Raw genomic sequence first — 19424 nt, forward strand, 5'->3', positions numbered from 1 at the left:
ATTGGGGGTTGTTCGGTTCGATGCCAAAGGAAAACTGGCCAAGCAAACACGGTTGTCATCGCGCAACGGTCGATACCGCCCGCCATTCAGGCCATGATTGCAGCGGACTGACAACGTCGCGTTTATCGCGCTGCTTCACTATCAATCAAATAGCGGCTGGGGCGGATCTGATAAAGCTCACCGCTGAGCATTGCAGTAATATCAGGCTGCAAAAATCGGTCGGCCGGGGGTGTTTTAAGAACAAGCGGATCGCCATCGTTGAACAGGGCCGATAGCCGTTGCCACGCACCGGATGTGGACGGACCCACCCCGCGATTGATCGCCTTTTCTTCTATCGACATGAACAGTCCAGCGCGCGTCTGCAACAGCATATCCTTGAAACCCAGGCGACCGGAAAGAAGCAGCACCGGATCCGCATCGTTGACGTTCACAAATGCCATGCTGACGGGCAATGGCAGTGCACTCCCAGTTGTTTCCTGTACATCGTCAGAAGCGACTGCCGCACCCACACTGACGCTCGGCCAGTGTCTTGCCTGACTATCGCCAGTGTCGTTGCGATATTCCATCACCAAATCGTCAATGCGTTGCGTTTGCGGGTAAGCGCGCTCGCGCGCGGACACGCCATCAATGGCTTCGCCAAAGGGCACAGCATTCTCCGGTTGCTGGAGGAAAAAGTTGATCTCGTTGATCGCTTGTCGCCGCGCATCGCGCGAGTCTGAGATCGCGGCACGCGTCACCTCGGGCCCACGCATACCAAGCCGATCCGGAGGGCTATATGACGCGTCAAATACCAGGCCGTTCGAAGACAGGCGTTGCCCACGACGTTCACTTAAGGAAATGACGTTCGAAGCCCTGATAAACCGACGAGTGTTGGTTGTTGTTGTTTTCACTACCCGAACCAATCGGTTGGAAGCATCAACCTACCCCAATGAGCTCCGCAAGCTCTTTGTGGTCTCGGCAGGATGTCTTCTTGTAAATACTGTTGCGATGGGTCTCAACCGTGCGAACACTGATATTCAGCGTCTCCGCGACATTCTTTGTCGACATCCCACTGATTGTCGCCTCCAATATCTCTACCTCTCGCGGAGACAGGCCGAAAATATTCCCCGTACGCGTCAGATGTTTGCGCGACTTTACAAATTCACGCATCAATTCCAATGGGAGATATGCATAACCATACTGCGCCGCCGTAACTGCATTTGCAAAATCATCACCCCTCGCCTGCTTGGGCATGAAAGCCGCCGCCCCTTTCGAAAGAACAAAAAAGCATTGGTGACCGACGAGTCAGATGATAGGATAATGACCTTTATTTCTGGGTGCATTGACTGAATTCGGACGAGCACTTCTTTTCCGGATGGGCGGGTAAGGTTGATGTCCATGATAACAATATCAGATGACTCCTTCCGACAGAGTTTCAGTAGTGTATAACCATCCTCTGCACTTCCGACTATTTCACCGTCGCAGACCTCGCGAATTCGATCTGCAATTCCATCACGTACAATCTCATGGCTGTCCGCCACAATAACCTTTACCTTAGCATCATCCATTGTCTTTTCCTTTTCGTTCCACGCCAACGTTATTTTGCTGGCGATACAAGCATCCCAGGATTTTCCGTGTCATATGCGCGCATTACATGAGCTTTTGCTGGTCCTCGGCCCAATCGCGTGCCTCCGGTGTTGTGGACATCAGCACTTTCCGTGCAGCATCAATGTCACCGGAAAGCGCCAATGATCGGCCCAGAAGAAGATATTCGTCACTTGTGAGCGAAAACTTCGGATCTAATGCAAAAAGCTGATTGATTGTTTCGATGACAAGCTCCGGTTTGTTATGTGCAAAATAGGGCGCAATAAGCATGCGCATCGGCTTTACGTCGTTTGGCTCCATCCAGCATGCGAATTCGAGAAGATGAATTGCGGTTTCGTACATACCAAATACGGTATGACCCTGGGCAAGTTCGCATAGCAGTTCGATATCTTGCGAACTGCTTGACGACAGGTATCTTGGGATCCTGACCGTTTCTTGTGAAGTCATTTTTCAGGCTCGGGTGGGATGACATAACGCCCCGATTGTGCGCCATATAGGTGTTCAAACATGCGTAGCATCCTTTCCAGTGATACAATTCCAGCTTTTGCGCGCCTGTCGCCCGACTGTTCGGCATCCGGCATCATCCTGATGAGCATTTCGGCGATCTGATAAGCGATTTCGGTGGTTTCTCTGGACGCAAGCGGTGCAACAGCGTCCACCAAAACCGGTTCATCCAGCTCTTCGGTCGTCGACGCCTTTTTTTTGTTAGCCAGCCGAATATGCGGCGGCTGGCGTTTCACCCGACCGCCCGGTGTACTGCCCAGTAATTGTAGAAATTCCAGAGGTACGGAAACGGCTGTCTTGGGACTCAACCCGGTCGAAACCAATGGATCAGCCCGGTTTTGCGACGTCGGCTGCGTTACTCTTTTATTATCGACTCTACCCGCCATGTACCTTCCAACCCTTCCTAGTAGGAAATGACGGCGGTCTCGCCGTCCTTCTCGATGGTGATGCCCGCGACACTGACATCGGCAATGACCCACCCTCCCAAGACGACATCGCCGGTTGTGACCTTGTTGCCGTCCTCCATCGTAATTTGGGTCGGCGGTGTAAGTCGGATAGCAGCGATCGGAGGAAAGTTGTGGGGCTTGGGCTGCTTGGCAATGCTCACCTGTAGCAATTGCGGAAACTCGGCATCAAAGTCCTGGTGGATCCTTTGCCACCGCGACCAATTCGATTCTGGGACGGATCCCGAGATCGCTATCACCTCATCGGTGGCTATCGTTGCGGACACCACTTCACTCAGGCCCGCATCTGCCAGACGTTGTTCCAGGAATCCTATTGCATCCGTGTCAGTCTGCACCGGGTCGGCTTCGACCGGGGGATTGGTCAAAACCGTCAATCGGCGCAGCTGGGTATCCGAACTCATCGTTTCCATCGAAAAGAAGAGACCCAGACCAAGAAGCAACGTTGCGCAAAGACCAAGCCCGATCCAAAGCTGCGGACCCGTTGGCGGCGCATCGGTGCCAACAGATACGCCGTCGTTGCCAATAAGCGCGGGCAATGCGCTATTGTAACGCGAAATCCTGATCCGCGTCCCCGCAACATCCAAATCAACAGGCAACAAGTAAGGCTTTCCGGGCACATTCTTCTGCCCGATGACCTCGGTTGGCCCGACAACTTCTTTCAAACTAATTGCTGCGCCTAGCAGGGTACGGGTAACTTCCAGGCAGACATGATTTTCAAGAACACCTTCGTCAACCAGAAGGACCTCACATTCAGACGCCGAGCCAATCCAGATCTCTTGCGTCCGGATCGCACTTCCGGTGCCTTCCTGAATACCGGACATAAAATCGAAACTCAGTGCAACGGCCCCGTTTTCCGGACGCACCTTCGACTGCATTTCCTTGAAACGGTCGGCAAACACTTCTTTATTTGCTGCGATGACGTCCATCTGTGTAGTCCCCCTAACTTCCCTAACCCGCCTTCAACAGGTGAGAGATGTCCTTTTGCACCCGCATCGCGATCCCCCAAGCAACGTGATAAACTGTCATATCGCTGTAGAGTTGGCGCGCCCGATCAGTGAGCGCCTCGGCTTGGCGATCCACCTCGGCCTTTTTGCTGGCGCGCTCGGCACCGGGCCCAGTCGCATCCGAGATGAATTCCTTCTTCGCATCAGTGAGGGAGCCAGCCTCTTCGCTGCGAAAAACCCGAGATGGGCTCTCACTACCGTGCCCGTCTGGCCCGCCATGCGGCCCTGAAAACAGGGCGCTGGCGGATTCCTGAACCAAACCATCAAAGCTCGCGGAAGGATTCGGCGTTTCTTCCATTTGAAGTTGTAGCGGCTGGTTAGCCCCCTGTTGATCAAGGGGTAACGCCCCGCCGGCTGCTTCCACCCCCATTTAGCGGGTGCCCAACTGTGGGGATCTCTCGGAATTATTCGCCATCGTTAAATTCCTTCATCACCTCGCTCATTTCATCTTTGATGACGACAAACGATATCGCCTGAAGGGCGCCTTCAGTATCAAACCCTTCCTTGTTTGGGTCTGCGTCGTTGTTAGCGCCTGCAGGCGATGCCTTCGGCTGATTTCCGTTACCACCAATTTCCATTGTGTCGACCTCCATGTCGGTTGCTATGGAGCGATTAAAGTCACTCCGGCGTCATTCCGCACTCAGAGTCAGCGACAATGAACGTCAGCGCCGGTACCTAGATTATTACGTAGTTCGGATGAAAGCCCGTACCATCGCCTAGGATCTTGGAAGAGAATTTCATGGCTGAATGCGTGGCGCTACGGCAGCATGTTGGCAACGCAGCAATGGTAAAGCGCCGAAAATGAAAAGACCAAATTACAAATTATCAACTATATTGGGCGCAACTCTGCTGCACGCAATTACAGTAATGGCAGGTCCCGCAACGGCCGAAAGTATTGATGATTGCCAAGCACAGGCAGAAACTGAAGAACACTTTGGAAATTATATGGTGTTCAATCAACGCATGAGTCAATTCCTTGATGCGATGTCGCAGGATATGGGACTTCGCATTAAAAGATCGGACGCATTGAACCAGCGCCTGAGTGATCTTCATGTTTGCGGAACTATTGAAAAGATCCTTATGGATTTATCACGGCTTTATGACATAGATTGGTTTTCCTTTAATCAGGTCTATTTCGTATCAGGCCGCAGTGAGGCTGTAACGCGCATGATAAGACTGGGCGATATCCGCGGGGCACGCGCGATAGAGGCGCTCGAAAGCAGCGGCGTTGATATGACAAGGTATCCCTTGGCTCTGGCAAATAGAAGTACGGCAATTGTTGTAACAGCGCCGCCGCAATTCGTCGCAATCGTTGAGGGTATTGTCGATGATATGAAACCCGAGGTCGTCTCGGTAGGCCCTGAAGAGGAAAGCAAGATAATCAGAATTCGCAGGGGCACCGCCGTGTCCGAGCATCTTATTCCATAAAAACAAAGACCTATGCGTCGCAACGACGACGCGCACTACTTAGTAAATCACGTAGTAGCATCTACACACTTCGCAAAGAAAACGTATCGAACATCACAATCAAAGGATGCAGAGTGAAGTCATCGGATAGGCGGTTCAATAGAGCCGCAAATTCGCAAAGGCCTCGATATGGGGTTATAGTTTAGCCTGATCGTTTTTGATGGCTAAAGTCACGGGGCCTTGGGGCTCAAAACTAAAATGCCCGGCTGGGCACATTAAGGAGTACGAATATGAAAGCTGAAGGTAACAACGGTGGTGGAAACGGTGGTGGCGGCGTCATTGATGAGAAAGGTCTCGATGATACTGCCGGTCAGGCCAACGAGCTGTTCAACGCCGTGCGGAAAGCGGCAATCAACTATGAGAAGAAGACAGCTGGCGCCAAGTTGGCCCGAGACAAAGGTAAAGCAATCACTGGCTAATAGCTAATGTGATTTGGCCGGCCGAGATACCTCGGCCGGCCTTTTTTCTATGTCGGGGGGCAGGACATGATACGCAAGGACGTCATACTCATTGGATTGATTGTCGCCATTCTGGCGCTGATGATCATCCCCCTTCCATCTGACCTGATAGATGTTCTGATCACGATGAATATATCGCTGGCGATACTTTTGTTGATGGTCGCTATCTATATCAAACACCCGTCTGATTTTTCGACATTTCCATCCGTTATTCTTATTGGCACCGCGTTTCGATTGGCGCTTTCAGTTGGAACCACGCGATTAATTCTCGCCGATGCCGATGGTGGCAAGATTATCGAAACCTTCGGTGACTTTGTCGTTTCCGGCAGTGTTGTCATTGGTCTTGTTATTTTTCTAATCATAACAGTGGTACAGTTCCTCGTTGTAACCAAAGGGGCCGAGCGCGTCGCTGAAGTTGGCGCGCGTTTTGCACTTGATGCTTTGCCTGGAAAACAGATGAGCATCGACGCTGACGTTCGCGCAGGCAATCTTGACCCGGACGACGCGATCGTTAAGCGCAAGCAATTGGACCGCGACAGCCAGTTTTTCGGTGCCATGGATGGCGCGATGAAATTTGTCAAAGGCGATGCAATTGCCGGTCTGATCATCACGGTCATCAACCTTGTCGGTGGCATTGCCATTGGCGTCGGGGTGCATGGGCTTGATTTCGGGGACGCCGCAGCCACCTATTCGCTGCTGACCATCGGGGACGGGCTGGTCGCGCAGATCCCGGCGCTTATCATGTCCCTTGTCGCAGGTATGATCGTGACCCGCGCGGTCAATGCAGAGAACGTTGACCTTGGGTCTGACATTTTCCGGGAACTTGTCGCTGATGTCAGGGTCCCTGCCATGGCCGCCGGGGTCATCTTTGCCGTTGGACTGATACCCGGGTTTCCCGTGGTGGCGTTCACAGGGTCCGCCATATTGATGATCGTTGCGGCACTGGGGCTCCGACGACATTTGCGGCAACAGGAAGAAGACGCCGCACGTGAAGAGGAACTTGCAGCGGAAGAAACCGATGGCCCGGCGGCCTTCAGCAAGCGTATGCAGTGCCGGATTGGTACCAGCGTCGCAGGTCAGGTGGATATCGACCTCGTGAACACCGAAATCGCCGGCATGTTCGATCAACTTAACAGCGTCCGCGGCATTTCCTTCCTGCCGCCGCAAATCATCAGCGACGATGATGCCGCCCCCGATTCATTTGTTATCGAACTGGATGAAGTCCCGGTGCGGCAACTCACCGTTCCTGCCGATTCTCTTTTGGTTGTTGGTGAAGATGAAGTCATCGGGCTGATTAACGCCACGCCCCAAGATATCGTCAGCGTTGATATGCTGTCGGGCCCCAATCTGTGGATCCCGTCATTCTACGGGCCGCGCCTGAAAGCGCTCAACCTTGAAATCCGTCGTAAGGAATTGGCTTTGGCCGAGTTTGTCTTCCGGATTTATGAGCAGAATCTCGGCCTGCTCTTCGGCAAACCCGAGTTCGAGACAATACTTGCTGAATTAACCGAGGTTGATGAAACCACCAGTGGCGAAGTTGAGGAGTCTGTGACGCGACAAGGGTTGTTCCAGGTCTTCCGCTATCTGATCGAGGATGGCGTACCACTCCGCCCCGTCGCTCTCGTGGTTGATTCCCTATCTCACTGGTCGCAGGTCAATGAAGGGGCGGCGCCAGAGATGCTCGCCGAACTTATGCGCGGTTCGATGAAACGCCAGCTGTGCCGCATGATTGCAGGAAAGGGAAATCTGCTTGGACTTGCCATGATCGACCCAGACTTGGAGAAGCTTGCGCGCCAGGAGCTTTCAGACCTGAAACGTAGTGGCGCGATGGCCGGGGTTGATGGGTTGGTTTTTGATCCCGACATTACTGACGTCCTGATCGGCAAGTTCGAACGCTTGAACCAAGCGCAAAAGCACAGCGACGGCCAATTGGCGATTGTCGTGTCGTCAGACCTGCGCCGCCGGCTACAACATTTCCTCGCAGCCAACCGGATACATATTCCGGTACTCGCCCCGCATGAGCTATCGCCTGATGTCACCACCTTTCCTATCGAGCTGTTGTCGCTCGATGAGGTTGAGTCGCAAATTGACCCGCGCGTTCTTGGACGTCGTGAAGAAGCGAAACTGTTTGATGAAACGAACGCGCCGGTTCACTAGAGCTGCATCCATATTCGTTGATCGGGCGAACGGCAGCACGCGCCGCACAAGGGGCAGCAAACTAATACCAACTTAGATGGGAATGAATAGAATGCCGCTGGATTCACGAAAGACCTATTCAGAACTGACCGACCTATATGATCTTATGTGCAATGATCGTGGGCACGAGGCCAAATTCTATGCAAGCTACATCGACCACGGCCGCGATTTTCTAGAGGCTGGATGCGGTACAGGGCTGTTGACCGAGCAGCTGCAAATGCTCGGCTATCAGGTTTTTGGAATCGATAATTCGAAAGAAATGCTCTCTGTGTGCAAAACGCGGTGCCCGGATGTACCGACTGTGCAGGCCGATATGCGCGATTTCGATCTGGGGCGAAAATTTGATCTGGTGACTATTCCTTACAACACGCTTTCCCATATCATGACACAAGCGGACTTGCTCAAAACGTTTCAATGTATGCAGCAACATTGTAGGCCGGGGGGCCGGTTTATTTTTTCGCTTCATCACCACGCGCCTGACGTTCACCAATGCACTTGGGCGGGCGTTGGCGTTCCACGGTTTTATGACAAAGTATCCGGCGAAATCAGTACGATCATCCGAACCTATGAGGTGGTCGCGAAGGAACGACGCCTGACGATGACGTGGAACGTGACGTGCCCGGACACGTTGGAGATCCGGCGGCGACACACAATCGACACTAGGCTGCATAGCCGGGGTGACCTGACTGCGGCCTTACAAGAAGCTGGTTTCGAAATCGAAGATTTATTTGAGGATGAGAACAAGAAACCATTCTCTGACAGCAGTCGGAATCAAGTATTTGTCGCGAAATCGGTGCTTTGATAGCTGAATAGCCTCAAGTGCTATGAACGCCACATATCGCCAGTGTCGGCTTTCGCCGTCTTCAGCCGATATGTTTTACGGTGATCTGATCAGTTGCCACCAATTTGGTCGCTCTGGACCAAAGTTGACCGAACCTATTACGCAAACTTTCTGGTCGCAGCTGGCGTTTTTGGCGCTTTTGACGGGACGATGTTCCGCGCAATATCTTTGAGCGCTTCCATGTCACGGCATTTCGTTTTCTTGTAAATGTTGGCGCGATGTGTCTCAACCGTGCGAATGCTGATACGCAGTTCGTGTGCGACCAACTTATTTGATTTTCCGTCAACGCAATATTCTAGAACTTCCAACTCGCGAGAAGAAAGCCCAAAAATATTCCCTGTCTTGTTGAAGCACGGTTGCGCTGTCACAATCTCATTCAGCGCAACCACAGGGAGAAATCCAAAACCGTTGGCGACGCTGTACAGTGCGTGAACGAAATCTTTCGCACTGGCCTGACGTGGTACGATGCCACTGACACCCACATTAAGCATACTGACGACCGGAAGCATTGATGTATCCGACGCCATTGCCACCCCTCTTGTTTCGGGGCATTTGACTGCTAGCCTGTCAAGCAGACCTTGCCCATTCAATCCGTCAAGTTCGATGTCAACGAGCAGCAGATCTGGTTGCGGTTGACCACAAAGCTTAAGCGTTTCGTATCCCGTTCGGCATTCGCATATCAGATCGAGATGCGCGCTACCTTCAATATGATGAACGATCCCTGATCTCATCAGTTCGAAACTATCCGCGACGACGACTGTGCTTTGCATGTTTTCTTTTCCCTCCCTAGGTGGAGCCATTTGGCGACTATCGGGATCACTAAACGGTCGCAGTAATACGCAACGCAATCAGATTGCGTAATGTTTCGAACTATTTAGCGGAATCCCCACCCCACTACAGAAAGATTAACGCAAGATTAACGGATGCCTAGTATTTTTTTCTGTTTTTGGGAAAAAAAACCATTTTCTGCCCGGTTTGCTCATCTTTCGGGCGCAAACTTGCGCTCTCCGATGGATTGTTGCCGTTTGGGGTCCAATCAACCGCAGGATAGTGGGTTCGCGCAATCTCAATATACCAAAGAGAGCGAAAATTCCCCGGTTTGGGTTGTCTTTTGCGAATCATCTTGACGACATATGGACCCGTCGCAGGTTGGTGCCGCTGCTTTGCCCGCGTTTACGACGGCAAAGGCGACAGCAGGGCGGTGAGGTTTGCGCCTGATGCTGACGCAATTGGGCGTTGCATCATTCGGAACCTGCTTTGACGTGTGTGGTAAACACGCGCGGACCTGGCCATAAGCACATCTATCCAATACCTTGACCTTGTGTCATACTCCACTCGTATTATTATGACGAGGGAGGGCCGCATGCCCGCGCAACACATCGTGTTTTCCACGCACCTTGATGACGATATCATTTTTATGAACAACGACATCTACGACGCGATCGCGCGCGGCGAAGCTGTCACATCTGTCTATCTGGTCACAGGCGACCGCGTGCGCGAGGCCGGGATCAAGGCCGCATATGCCGTTATGGCAGACGCCGATGATTGGGTGGATGAAACCGTCACAATAGACGGAAACCAAATTGCCAGTTCTTATCTGGCCAGTGCGCCCGATGTCCGGCTCTATTTTCTGCGGTTTCCTGATCAGGGTTCGGGCAATGCGATTTCCGCCCAGCTATGGGACGAGGTGATCAATACGGCCACCACAGAAGACGGCGTTACCTACAGCCGCGACAGCCTGGTCGATATGTTGACCGCAATCATGACGGTGCATCAGCCCGACAATATCCTGACCCATGCGCGCGAAAGCGCCGTATTGGGTGGTGATCACGGCGAACACGCGCATTATGCAGAATTCGTCTGGGCTGCCCGCGAAAACTACACCACCAGCCACGACGTTGACGAATATGTCGGATACGGCGTTGCAGGCCTTCCTGTAAACGTGACCGACGAAGACTTGGCCCGCAAGACCGAGGTTTTCGAGGCATATGGTGCCTTTGACACCAATGCGCTGAACATCCCCGTCTTTCGCGACTGGTTGCAGCGCCAGTATTACGTAGGCCCTGACGGGACCCCCGTCGCGGATGACTGGGACATCCGCGACACCTTGCCTATGCCGGATGCGTCCGTTTCCGGCCGTTACTTTATTGATGAGAACGCAAACGGGCTGGAAGACGTCGGTGAAGCAGGTGTCGCAGGGGCCAATGTCTATCTATATGATGATACGACCTATCGGGTTGTCGCGACGACCATCACCGATGCCGATGGCCTTTATCAATTTGCGGATGTGGACCCGGCGCCGAGATATGCCGTCTTCTTCGAAAGGCCGCAGGATATTGCCTCGCTCAGCGGGTCCTATGCGTTTACCAACGGCAATTCCGGCGATGACGACAGGATCGACTCGGACGTGCGCAGTAGAATCGCCGATGGACGTGGCGAGGTTGATCGGTTCGCCCTTGCCGCCCATGAAGCGGTCACAGATGTTGACGCGGGTCTCGTGCAAACCGCGCCGCCCCCGCCGCCACCGCCACCCGTCGAGGATGGAACTTTCGCCGCCCAGTATTTTGACGTGGGTTCGGTCAGTAGCCTTGACCAGATCAATTTCGCCGCCACTCCCGTCCACAGCGAGCAGGTTGCCTATATTCAATACGCCAATAGCAGGGGCAGCTTTTGGGCCGGTGGCGAGGTCGACACCTTTGCCGCCCGCATCACCGGCACTGTCGACGTTCCGGAACAGGGTAGCTACACCTTTTATCTTCGTTCCGACGACGGCTCGCAGTTGTCAATCAATGGTCAGGTCGTGATTGGAAACGACGGTTTGCATGGGTTGCGCGAGCAATCGGCGACGCTCGACCTTGATGCAGGTCAGGCGACAATCGAGGTGCTCTATTTCGAGAATCGCGGCCATGCAGGGCTGGAACTGGATTGGGCAGGTCCGGGGCTTTCAGGGCGCACGGCGGTCACGGCCAGCGATGGCGACGCGCCCCCACCCCCACCGCCGCCGGTCAACCCGGACGCGATGAATGACACGTTCATCATTACCGACGACACTTGGAACGTGGCCGGCAACGTTCTGGACAACGATACCGGCGACGGCCTGGAATTGGTTGATGCGTTCCACGGTTTCATCAACGGGTCCTATGTCGCGCTCTTCGCCAATGGCGATATTCGGCTGTCGCAACGGGGTCAGTTCGATGATCTGGCACCGGGCGAAAGCCGGACCATATCGCTTGACTACACCATCCAGGATGCCAACGGGTCGCGCGATACCGCCACAATTGACCTCGTCATCACTGACGATTTCGGCTTCGTCTAAACCGGCCAGGGCGTTCGGCGGCCAACCTGTATTTTCGGGCTGGCACGGCCATGTCCGTGGAACGTAGGCCGATCTACCCAGTCTGTTGCTGGCTGCATAGGCGTTACATCACACGGATGTGACGCCTATTTTCGGCATATGCCGTTTCCTCTCGCTCGGAATTGGACGCCGGCACACTATGTTTTTATATAGAAGCGCATGTCACTGTCTGCAGCATGCCGGAAGACGATATATGATAGGAGTGTTGAAATGACGACCTTGATGTTCAATCGCCGCACCCTCCTCTCGGCCGGGGGTGCGATTGTCGGCGCAGGCCTTTTTGCGCCAGCGGTCGCGCAAGGTCTGGCACCCACCCCTTCGATGCGCGGTGGCTCTAACAACTATCGCCCGGGCGCGCCAATCGTTGACCGTATTGGCGGCGGCGGGTTCTGGATGACCGGCACCGTCCGCAGGGCCGGCGACGGCGCCCCGCTGGAAGGGCAACGGATCCAGATTTGGGCGCATACCACCGAAGGGCATGAGCGGGACCCCCAAAGCCATGGCGCGACATTGACCGACGCCAATGGCGCATTTCGTCTTGAAATGCCTCAGATCGTGCCGGCCTTCGGCCAACCCCATGGTCACCTCGCCTATGATGATCCGGAGTTCGAGACTGTATTCCTCCGCCCCGTGATGCAAAGTGCAGCTGATACCACCCTGAACGCCGATTTTGTGCTGAAGCCGGTCTGACGGAAATGCACATGCGCGGCAGTCATTGGGTCCGTACGATCCTGATCTGGGCCGCATTGACCGGTGTGGTTGCTGTGCCACTTGGGGCAGCGCTCAACAGCCCACTTCTGGCCTGGCGTGATCCGATCTATATCGCTGCCGGTTTTGCCGGGGTTCTGGCCATGGCACTGCTTTTGCTGCAACCGTTGTTGGTGGGTGGATACCTGCCCGGGCTTATCGGCCCGCGCGTCCGACAAATCCATCGCTGGATCGGTGCCGCCCTTGTTGTGTCTGTGATCGTCCACGTCGCGGGCTTATGGATCACCAGCCCGCCCGATGTGATCGACGCGCTGCTTTTTGTCTCGCCCACCCCTTTCTCCGCATGGGGTGTCATCGCCATGTGGGCCGTCTTTGCCGCGGCGCTCTTCGCTGCCCTGCGTCGTCGGCTCAAGGTGCGACCAATGATCTGGCGGCGCGCACATAGTTTTCTTGCCATCATCATCGTCGCGGGCAGTGTGATCCACGCGCTCTTGATCGAAGGCACGATGGAGATCATGTCAAAAACGCTCTTATGTGCGCTGGTCGGCATTGCCACCGCCAAAACCATCGCCGATCTGCGCATATGGCGGCGCAAGCCATCGTCGGACTAACACGCAAAAACGGGCACATGACCCTATCACTGATGGTCTGGGGTCAGGGACGCAGCGAACGCTTTTGCCGCGCGTCCGGGTAACCGATCCCGAAAATGGACATGCAGGTCAACGGCCCCGAACATGTGTTGGGGCAACAATTCGACCAACTGCCCTGTCGCGAGCTCTGCCGCGACAGACCCGCGCATCACCATAACGGCACCCAGCCCGGCCCGGGCCATGGCAAGTGCTGCACTGCGGTTTGTCACACGCATGGTATTGTCGAACTGCAGGGGGATGGGATCACCACTAACTTTCGGGGTCGCCACCAATGCCCGGTCCGCCCTGCTGTCAATCAAGGGGCACCGCACCGCCCCATCTGGCCCCACTGCGATGTCCTGACGGGTCACGACAACCAGTTGCAGGTCAGCAGGCATGCGGGCCTGCGCATCGGCTGCGATGTAATCCGTCCGTATCGCCAGCTCAATCGGGCCTGCATGCAGATCAAGCACCGTATCGGTCACGTCGATGTCGAACTGAATATCCGGATGCAGTTTGCCAAAAGTTCGGATCTTTGCTGGCAGCCAGAACCCTGCCAGCTCAACCGGCAACGTGATCCCCAAGGTCCCCGATAGGGGCTGATTATCGGACAGCGTATCCGTCAGGTCATACGCGGTTTGCAGGATTTTCTGCGCGGCTGCCTGTGTCCGCAAGCCCGCAGCGGTCAGTTCAAAACGCGGGGTCGTTCGTGTCGCAAGCGAAACATCCAGCTCCGCCTCAAGCTGCGAAAGCGCTTCGGAAACCACGGGAACGGACAATCCCAACTGGGCAGCCGCACCACGGATCGACCCGACATCGGCAATGGTCGCGAAATAGACGAGGCGGCGCAGAGTCTGATGTGACATCATTGTTCGATTAGACCGAGTAGATAATTTTTCTCTTTATATCTACCGAATATTAAGCCGGACGTCCACGTTGTGCAAAGTTCACAACAGGAAAGGAACCCATCATGAAATGGTCAAAAATGCTTGTCAGCGCTGTCGCGGCGATTGCGATCGCTGGCACGGCCCATGCCGACGATCTGCAAACCGTCAAAAGCTTCTATGAGAATCTGCTGACCACCCCTGCTGATGCAGATCTGGCTGCTGTGACGTCAGTTGTCGCGGATGACTGGAAATCAACACCAACCCCGCTGGGCGGTCCAGGGGCCGAAGGGTTTCTGACAACGCTCAACGCCTTTGGCGGTTTGATCCCGGACCTGAAATGGGAGGTTCAAGAGATATGGCAGGACGGTGACACCTATATTGTCAGGGGCCGTGCAACCGGCACACCGCAAGGCCCATTCCTTGGCATTGATCCTGCGACCGGCAAAAGCTTTGACATCATGTCGATTGATATCCACCGGGTCGAAGACGGCAAGTTGAAGGAATCGTATCATATTGAAGACTGGATGAGCGCGCTGGCGCAGTTGACCGCAGAATAGCCAATAAAGGCATCCAGGGGTGGCGCGACCCCTGGATGCCATTTCGTGCGACTTGCAAGTTTCAATCCCGCATTAACGGGTTCGTAGAACTTCGATGCAACAAGATAGCGGTGTAAGAGGTTCAGCATTGCGTCACTCTTGCCGCGGTCCGCGCATCGCCATGTCAAACTCGGTCGCGGCCCCAACATGGGAACCAGTAAGTGATTGCAGCATGCAGATATTGATAGCCCACGAATCCGCAGCAGAACGTGGGCGGATCAGCAACCGGTTAAGCCGGCATCCTGGCGTATCAATCCCCCGCGCCGTCCCGGACCTGACGCAGACCTATGACTTTGCAGAACATCAGCAGCCAGATTGTGTAATCCTGTCCGGCGGTCTTGCGGCCCATCCGGAGTTCGAGTTGCTGGCCTCACTCCTCAGCCTGCTTGGCATCGGTTGCATCGTGTTGGCGCCTGGCCCGGCGGCCCGCAATCTGCCAGCAACGGTTCTTCTGCTACGGCCCGACGGATTGGACAATGACCTCATCAACACCATCGCTGATGCCCGTTCCCGCTGCAAACAGCGTGCCCCGTCGGAACAACCTGCGCCACGCGCGCGGCAGTTTGGACCCGAACGCCTGATACTGATCGGCGCCTCTACGGGCGGTGTCGATGCCCTGCTGCAGATCATCGGACATTTTGGCGAGGATTGTCCGCCCACCCTGGTTGTCCAGCATACGGGTGGCAGTTTTGCGCAAAGCCTGATCCGATTGCTCAACGGTGCCACCGGCGCAACAGTCCTCAGTGCCACGCATGGTGCGCGTTTGGCGCCCGGACACATCTATATGGCACCGGATGATCGCAGGCATCTGCAACTGGCCCCCGGCAGAACACCACAGATCGTGCTATCAAATGACCCGCCGATCACCGGGCATCGTCCATCCGTGGATGCCTTGTTCTTTTCCGCCCTGCCCCATGCGCCCAACGTGGCCGCCGCCATCCTGACCGGGATGGGCCGCGACGGGGCAGAGGGCATCAAGGCCTTGCGATCCGCTGGTGCAAGAACAGCCGGCCAGGACGAGGCGACGAGTGTTGTTTACGGCATGCCGCGCGTGGCCAAACAATTGGGCGGGGTCGAAAAGCAATTTCCCATTCAAAAGATCGGACCGGCCCTTCTGCGTGCCTCTGAAGTAAGGACACATGTATGAAACCGCTGTCGCGCCCAGGTAATCATCAGAAAATCATCACTGTTGTTCAAGGTGACTATGCGGTTTCGGCTGATCCATCGGTTGTGATGTCCACGGTTCTGGGATCCTGCATTGCTGTGTGTCTTTACGATCAAACGGCCGGCGTGGGGGGGATGAACCATTTTCTGCTGGCCACGCAAGGCGGTCATTCCAGCCGCGATCTGAAATACGGCGTCAACGCTATGGAATTGCTGATCAACAAGGTTCTGCAAGCAGGTGGTGACCGCAGGCGTTTGGTGGCCAAGATGTTTGGGGGCGCGCGCATGACCGATCATGCGCGCGATATCGGACGGTCAAATGCGGAATTTGCAGCTGACTTTCTTGAACGCGAAGGTATTCCCTGTTTGTCGCAAAGTGTCGGCGGCGAACGCGCCCGCCGTGTCCAATTCACGCCGACGACCGGCGCCGCGCGCCAGATGCAAATCTCCGGCCCCGCACCCGAACCAATTGTTGTTGCCCCACCTGCAGCCGCCAAAGTCGATGACATCACGTTGTTTTAGAGCAATTGCGGGCGGGCTTCGCATCGACATATTGCGCGTAGCACCGTGCAATAGTTTTTATCCGCTGCCCTGCGCTCAAAGCCTCTCAGAAGAGACCGAAAGACATGCGCCCAGCCCGTTTATGCGGCATGCCGCGCAAACCGCGGCTAGCCCAGCGCTTGCAGACGCTTCAGCAGTGATGACGTATCCCAACGACCGCCGCCAAGCTTTTGCACATCCTTGTAAAACTGATCAACCAGCGCCGTCACCGGCAAGCTGGCACCGTTCTCATCGGCCGTGCTGAGGCAAATATCCAAATCCTTGCGCATCCAGTCCACCGCAAACCCGTGATCGAAATGATCATCAAGCATCGTCTTGTAGCGATTGGACATTTGCCAGCTGCCAGCAGCCCCCTGGCTGATCACCTCGACCACCGCTTCACCGTCAAGACCGGCTTTCTGCGCGAAATGAAGCGCCTCGGACAGGCCCTGCACAAGACCTGCTATCGCAATCTGGTTGCACATCTTGGTCATCTGGCCAGCGCCGCTATCGCCAATCCGACGGCAAATCCGCGCATAGGCCGCAATCACCTTTTCTGCCGCCGCATAGCTGTCGGGCGCCCCGCCACACATCACCGACAAGACACCGTTCTCGGCACCGGCCTGCCCGCCCGATACAGGCGCATCGACAAAGGCAACGCCAGCCTCGGCGGCGCGGTCATGCAACTCGCGGGTGACGGCGGCTGACACTGTGGTGTGATCAACAAAGATGCTGCCTGCCGTCATCGCAGGCAGGGCGCCGTCAGGTCCGGTGCAAACGGCGCGCAAATCGTCGTCATTCCCAACGCAGGCCATGACCATATCGGCCCCGTTGGCAGCTTGCGCAGGTGTGGGTGCCATCTGGCCGCCATGGGCTGCAACCCATGCTTCCGCCTTGGCAGAGGTCCGATTATAGACCGTGACGTCGTGCCCTGCCGCTTTCAGATGCCCGGCCATGGGGTAGCCCATCACACCAAGGCCCAGGAATGCTAGTTTTGCCATTGGCTGTTCCTTCGCACTGTATCAGCTGATTACGCGGCTTTTTCCCACGGGATCGTAAAGACACCAAGCGCCTTTTTCAGATCATCATCAGACACCTCGCCAGTGGTCGTCACATGCGCGACCAACCCCCGTTTCTTGTCTTCGGTGACGGCGCTGACCTCGGCGTCCATTCCGGACAGGGCGCTGTTCAGGACCCGTGTAATCGCGCTCTTGCGCAGGTCGGGCTTGAATATCTTGCCGACGGCAGTCTTTGGCAATTCACCCATGATCTCAAGATGTTTGGGATGGGCCGCGCGTTCGTGGATATGCGCCTTGGCATATTCCATCAACTCGTCCGAGGTCACCGTCGCGCCGTCAACCAGCTCAACAAAGGCGCAAGGCACCTCGCCCGCATGGGCGTCGGGTTGGCCAATCGCGCCGGCAAATGCCACGGCTTCATGCCCGGCAAGTGCTTCTTCGATCTCGGCGGGGTCGATGTTATGACCCCCGCGAATGATCAGATCCTTCGCGCGTCCGGTAATCCACAAATACCCATCAGGATCCTTCCGGCCCAGATCACCGGTGCGCAGATATTGCGCGTTCCCCAAGGGCCCCGCGTAAAACAGCCCTTCATTCTTGTCGTCTTCTGTATAGGTGTGCCCTTGATACACGCCGGGGTTCGAGATGCAGATTTCACCGATTTCGTCGGTGCCCACTTCTTCACCCGTCGCAACAGACATGATCTTGATGTCGGTATAAGGGAACGGCAGACCGATGGAACCGACCCGCTTTTCCCCTTCGGGCGGGTTGATTGTAACAAGGCATGTTGCCTCGGTCAGCCCGTACCCCTCGCAGATGGTCACACCTGCAGCAGCCTCGAACCGTTTATAGAGCTCCAGAGGCAAGGGGGCAGATCCGCAAAAGGCCAGTCGCAGGGTCGAGATATCCGCATCAACCTTGCGCTGCATCAGCGCAGACATGGCCGTTGGGACGGTGATCATGAAGGTGACTTTGTGCTTTTCGACGAGTTTCCAGAAATTGTCGAAGACCCCCTCGCCGCGATATCCTTGCGGTGTCGGAAAGACGATCTCTGCCCCCGAAGACAGCGACGCCCCCATACAGACCACCGTTGCGAACACATGGAACAGGGGTAGCGGGCAGATTTGCACATCTGTCGGCTCAAACAGCAGCTTGTCGCCCAACCATGCATTGTAGACGATGCCGGAATACCGGTGCTGCACCACTTTCGGCATGCCCGTCGTTCCGCCCGTGTGGAAATAGGCGGCAACCCGGTCGGCTGCACTGTCATCAAAGGCCAGCGACTTGGGCTGCTTGTTCAATTCTGCATTGAAATCCAGCACCTGCGCCTTGTGCCCCACAGGGTTCTTGGGCCGGATCAGCGGCACGATCAGTTTTTTCAGACCGGTCAAGTAGCGATGCAAATCCACCTCGAGTACGGTGCTGACATTGGGGGCAAGGCGCACGGCCTCTGCTGTTTTTTGTGCAACATCGGTTTTGGGAAAGGCCCGCAAGGTGACCACCACCTTGGCATTGGTCTCGCGCAGGATCGCACCGATCTGTTCTGCATCCAAAAGCGGATTGATTGGATTGACGATGCCCGCCACCTGCCCGCCCAGATAGGTCAGCACTGTCTCGGTCGCGTTGGGCAGCACGAAGGCCACAACATCCGTCTCGCCCACACCAAGCTGGCGGAACATATTCGCCGCTTGCGCGGTCTTTTCGCGCAATTGGGTCCAGCTGAGCGTTTCGCTGGCGCTGCCGGGGTCGGATAATAGCCGATATGTCATCGCATTGCGCGACCCGTGCGCGGCAGCGGTCCGACTTAACATCTCGAAAGTGGTTGTCGGCAGGTCACGTTCTTCCCACGGCTTTTCCGCCTCAATGGCGTTGCGATCCTCGACGTTCGCGTAACCCATGACGCTCTCTCCCTGTTGTGCTGTGTCGGCTGGGTATACCATGCCGATCTCCCCCAAGGGATAGCGTGGGCAATACGCGCGGAAATCGCAACCCTAACGCTACGAAATTT

The 19424-nt window shown here is 55.5% G+C and carries 22 protein-coding genes; 10 read left to right on the forward strand and 12 right to left on the reverse strand.

Going from position 1 to position 19424, the window contains the following annotated elements; all coding sequences use genetic code 11:
* Positions 1 to 122: 122 nt before the first annotated feature.
* The 8 genes from AABB31_RS08245 to AABB31_RS08280 all read right to left on the reverse strand — a co-directional run bounded on the left by AABB31_RS08245 (position 123) and on the right by AABB31_RS08280 (position 4149).
* A complete protein-coding gene (locus AABB31_RS08245; RefSeq protein WP_342078596.1) occupies positions 123 to 890 on the reverse strand; it encodes a hypothetical protein in 768 nt (255 codons plus the stop codon).
* A 25-nt stretch (positions 891 to 915) separates the two neighbouring features.
* Positions 916 to 1233, reverse strand: coding sequence for a helix-turn-helix transcriptional regulator (locus AABB31_RS08250; RefSeq protein WP_373635615.1), 318 nt, complete (start codon positions 1231 to 1233; stop codon positions 916 to 918).
* A complete protein-coding gene (locus AABB31_RS08255; protein ID WP_342078595.1) occupies positions 1149 to 1547 on the reverse strand; it encodes a response regulator transcription factor in 399 nt (132 codons plus the stop codon). The genes AABB31_RS08250 and AABB31_RS08255 overlap by 85 nt, the downstream gene beginning before the upstream one ends.
* 82 nt (positions 1548 to 1629) lie before the next feature.
* A complete protein-coding gene (locus AABB31_RS08260; protein ID WP_373635616.1) occupies positions 1630 to 1860 on the reverse strand; it encodes a hypothetical protein in 231 nt (76 codons plus the stop codon).
* A gap of 167 nt (positions 1861 to 2027) precedes the next feature.
* A complete protein-coding gene (locus tag AABB31_RS08265) occupies positions 2028 to 2474 on the reverse strand; it encodes a hypothetical protein (protein ID WP_373635617.1) in 447 nt (148 codons plus the stop codon).
* Between the two features lie 17 nt (positions 2475 to 2491).
* Positions 2492 to 3478: a hypothetical protein gene (locus tag AABB31_RS08270; RefSeq protein WP_342078592.1), complete on the reverse strand. Its 987-nt coding sequence runs from the start codon at positions 3476 to 3478 to the stop codon at positions 2492 to 2494.
* Positions 3479 to 3500: 22 nt separating this feature from the next.
* Complete coding sequence (locus AABB31_RS08275; RefSeq protein WP_373635618.1) at positions 3501 to 3926, reverse strand: hypothetical protein; 426 nt, start codon at positions 3924 to 3926, stop codon at positions 3501 to 3503.
* A 34-nt stretch (positions 3927 to 3960) separates the two neighbouring features.
* A complete protein-coding gene (locus AABB31_RS08280) occupies positions 3961 to 4149 on the reverse strand; it encodes a hypothetical protein (RefSeq protein ID WP_373635619.1) in 189 nt (62 codons plus the stop codon).
* Between the two features lie 208 nt (positions 4150 to 4357).
* On the opposite strand from AABB31_RS08280, the gene AABB31_RS08285 reads away from it, so the two are divergent.
* The 4 genes from AABB31_RS08285 (at position 4358) to AABB31_RS08300 (ending at position 8479) form a co-directional block, all read left to right on the forward strand.
* Positions 4358 to 4984: a hypothetical protein gene (locus tag AABB31_RS08285; RefSeq protein ID WP_342078590.1), complete on the forward strand. Its 627-nt coding sequence runs from the start codon at positions 4358 to 4360 to the stop codon at positions 4982 to 4984.
* A 269-nt stretch (positions 4985 to 5253) separates the two neighbouring features.
* Positions 5254 to 5442: a hypothetical protein gene (locus tag AABB31_RS08290; protein ID WP_342078589.1), complete on the forward strand. Its 189-nt coding sequence runs from the start codon at positions 5254 to 5256 to the stop codon at positions 5440 to 5442.
* A 165-nt stretch (positions 5443 to 5607) separates the two neighbouring features.
* Positions 5608 to 7638 carry an FHIPEP family type III secretion protein gene (locus AABB31_RS08295; protein ID WP_373635794.1) on the forward strand — a complete coding sequence of 677 codons (2031 nt, stop codon included), beginning with the start codon at positions 5608 to 5610 and terminating at the stop codon, positions 7636 to 7638.
* A 91-nt stretch (positions 7639 to 7729) separates the two neighbouring features.
* The gene (locus tag AABB31_RS08300; protein WP_342078586.1) at positions 7730 to 8479 is read left to right on the forward strand and encodes a class I SAM-dependent methyltransferase; all 750 of its coding nucleotides are present in this window, start codon (positions 7730 to 7732) and stop codon (positions 8477 to 8479) included.
* A 137-nt stretch (positions 8480 to 8616) separates the two neighbouring features.
* Here AABB31_RS08300 and AABB31_RS08305 read toward each other — a convergent pair whose 3' ends face one another.
* Positions 8617 to 9288, reverse strand: a complete 672-nt coding sequence (locus AABB31_RS08305; protein WP_342078585.1) for a response regulator transcription factor — start codon at positions 9286 to 9288, stop codon at positions 8617 to 8619.
* A gap of 593 nt (positions 9289 to 9881) precedes the next feature.
* Here AABB31_RS08305 and AABB31_RS08310 point away from each other — a divergent pair.
* From AABB31_RS08310 to AABB31_RS08320, 3 genes are all read left to right on the forward strand, one after another.
* Positions 9882 to 11834: an SdrD B-like domain-containing protein gene (locus AABB31_RS08310; protein WP_342078584.1), complete on the forward strand. Its 1953-nt coding sequence runs from the start codon at positions 9882 to 9884 to the stop codon at positions 11832 to 11834.
* Positions 11835 to 12083: 249 nt separating this feature from the next.
* On the forward strand, positions 12084 to 12563 hold the full coding sequence (locus AABB31_RS08315; protein WP_342078583.1) for a twin-arginine translocation pathway signal: 480 nt from the start codon (positions 12084 to 12086) through the stop codon (positions 12561 to 12563).
* Positions 12564 to 12568: 5 nt separating this feature from the next.
* Positions 12569 to 13192, forward strand: coding sequence for a ferric reductase-like transmembrane domain-containing protein (locus AABB31_RS08320; RefSeq protein WP_373635620.1), 624 nt, complete (start codon positions 12569 to 12571; stop codon positions 13190 to 13192).
* 26 nt (positions 13193 to 13218) lie between these two features.
* Here AABB31_RS08320 and AABB31_RS08325 read toward each other — a convergent pair whose 3' ends face one another.
* Positions 13219 to 14076, reverse strand: coding sequence for a LysR family transcriptional regulator (locus AABB31_RS08325; RefSeq protein ID WP_373635621.1), 858 nt, complete (start codon positions 14074 to 14076; stop codon positions 13219 to 13221).
* A 104-nt stretch (positions 14077 to 14180) separates the two neighbouring features.
* Between AABB31_RS08325 and AABB31_RS08330 the strand changes: the two genes are divergently transcribed.
* From AABB31_RS08330 to AABB31_RS08340, 3 genes are all read left to right on the forward strand, one after another.
* Complete coding sequence (locus AABB31_RS08330) at positions 14181 to 14654, forward strand: ester cyclase (RefSeq protein ID WP_342078579.1); 474 nt, start codon at positions 14181 to 14183, stop codon at positions 14652 to 14654.
* A 211-nt stretch (positions 14655 to 14865) separates the two neighbouring features.
* Positions 14866 to 15840, forward strand: a complete 975-nt coding sequence (locus AABB31_RS08335; RefSeq protein ID WP_373635622.1) for a CheB methylesterase domain-containing protein — start codon at positions 14866 to 14868, stop codon at positions 15838 to 15840.
* Positions 15837 to 16379 (forward strand): chemotaxis protein CheD, encoded by a 543-nt coding sequence (locus AABB31_RS08340; RefSeq protein ID WP_342078576.1) that lies wholly within the window; start codon positions 15837 to 15839, stop codon positions 16377 to 16379. Before AABB31_RS08335 ends, AABB31_RS08340 begins: the two co-directional genes overlap by 4 nt.
* A 146-nt stretch (positions 16380 to 16525) precedes the next feature.
* On the opposite strand, the gene AABB31_RS08345 is transcribed toward AABB31_RS08340, so the two are convergent.
* Positions 16526 to 17398, reverse strand: a complete 873-nt coding sequence (locus AABB31_RS08345) for an NAD(P)-dependent oxidoreductase (protein WP_373635624.1) — start codon at positions 17396 to 17398, stop codon at positions 16526 to 16528.
* A gap of 29 nt (positions 17399 to 17427) precedes the next feature.
* Positions 17428 to 19314 carry an acyl-CoA synthetase gene (locus tag AABB31_RS08350; RefSeq protein WP_342078575.1) on the reverse strand — a complete coding sequence of 629 codons (1887 nt, stop codon included), beginning with the start codon at positions 19312 to 19314 and terminating at the stop codon, positions 17428 to 17430.
* Between the last annotated feature and the right edge of the window lie 110 nt (positions 19315 to 19424).

It is taken from the genome of Yoonia sp. SS1-5, assembly GCF_038443705.2.
Lineage (GTDB): Bacteria > Pseudomonadota > Alphaproteobacteria > Rhodobacterales > Rhodobacteraceae > Yoonia > Yoonia rhodophyticola.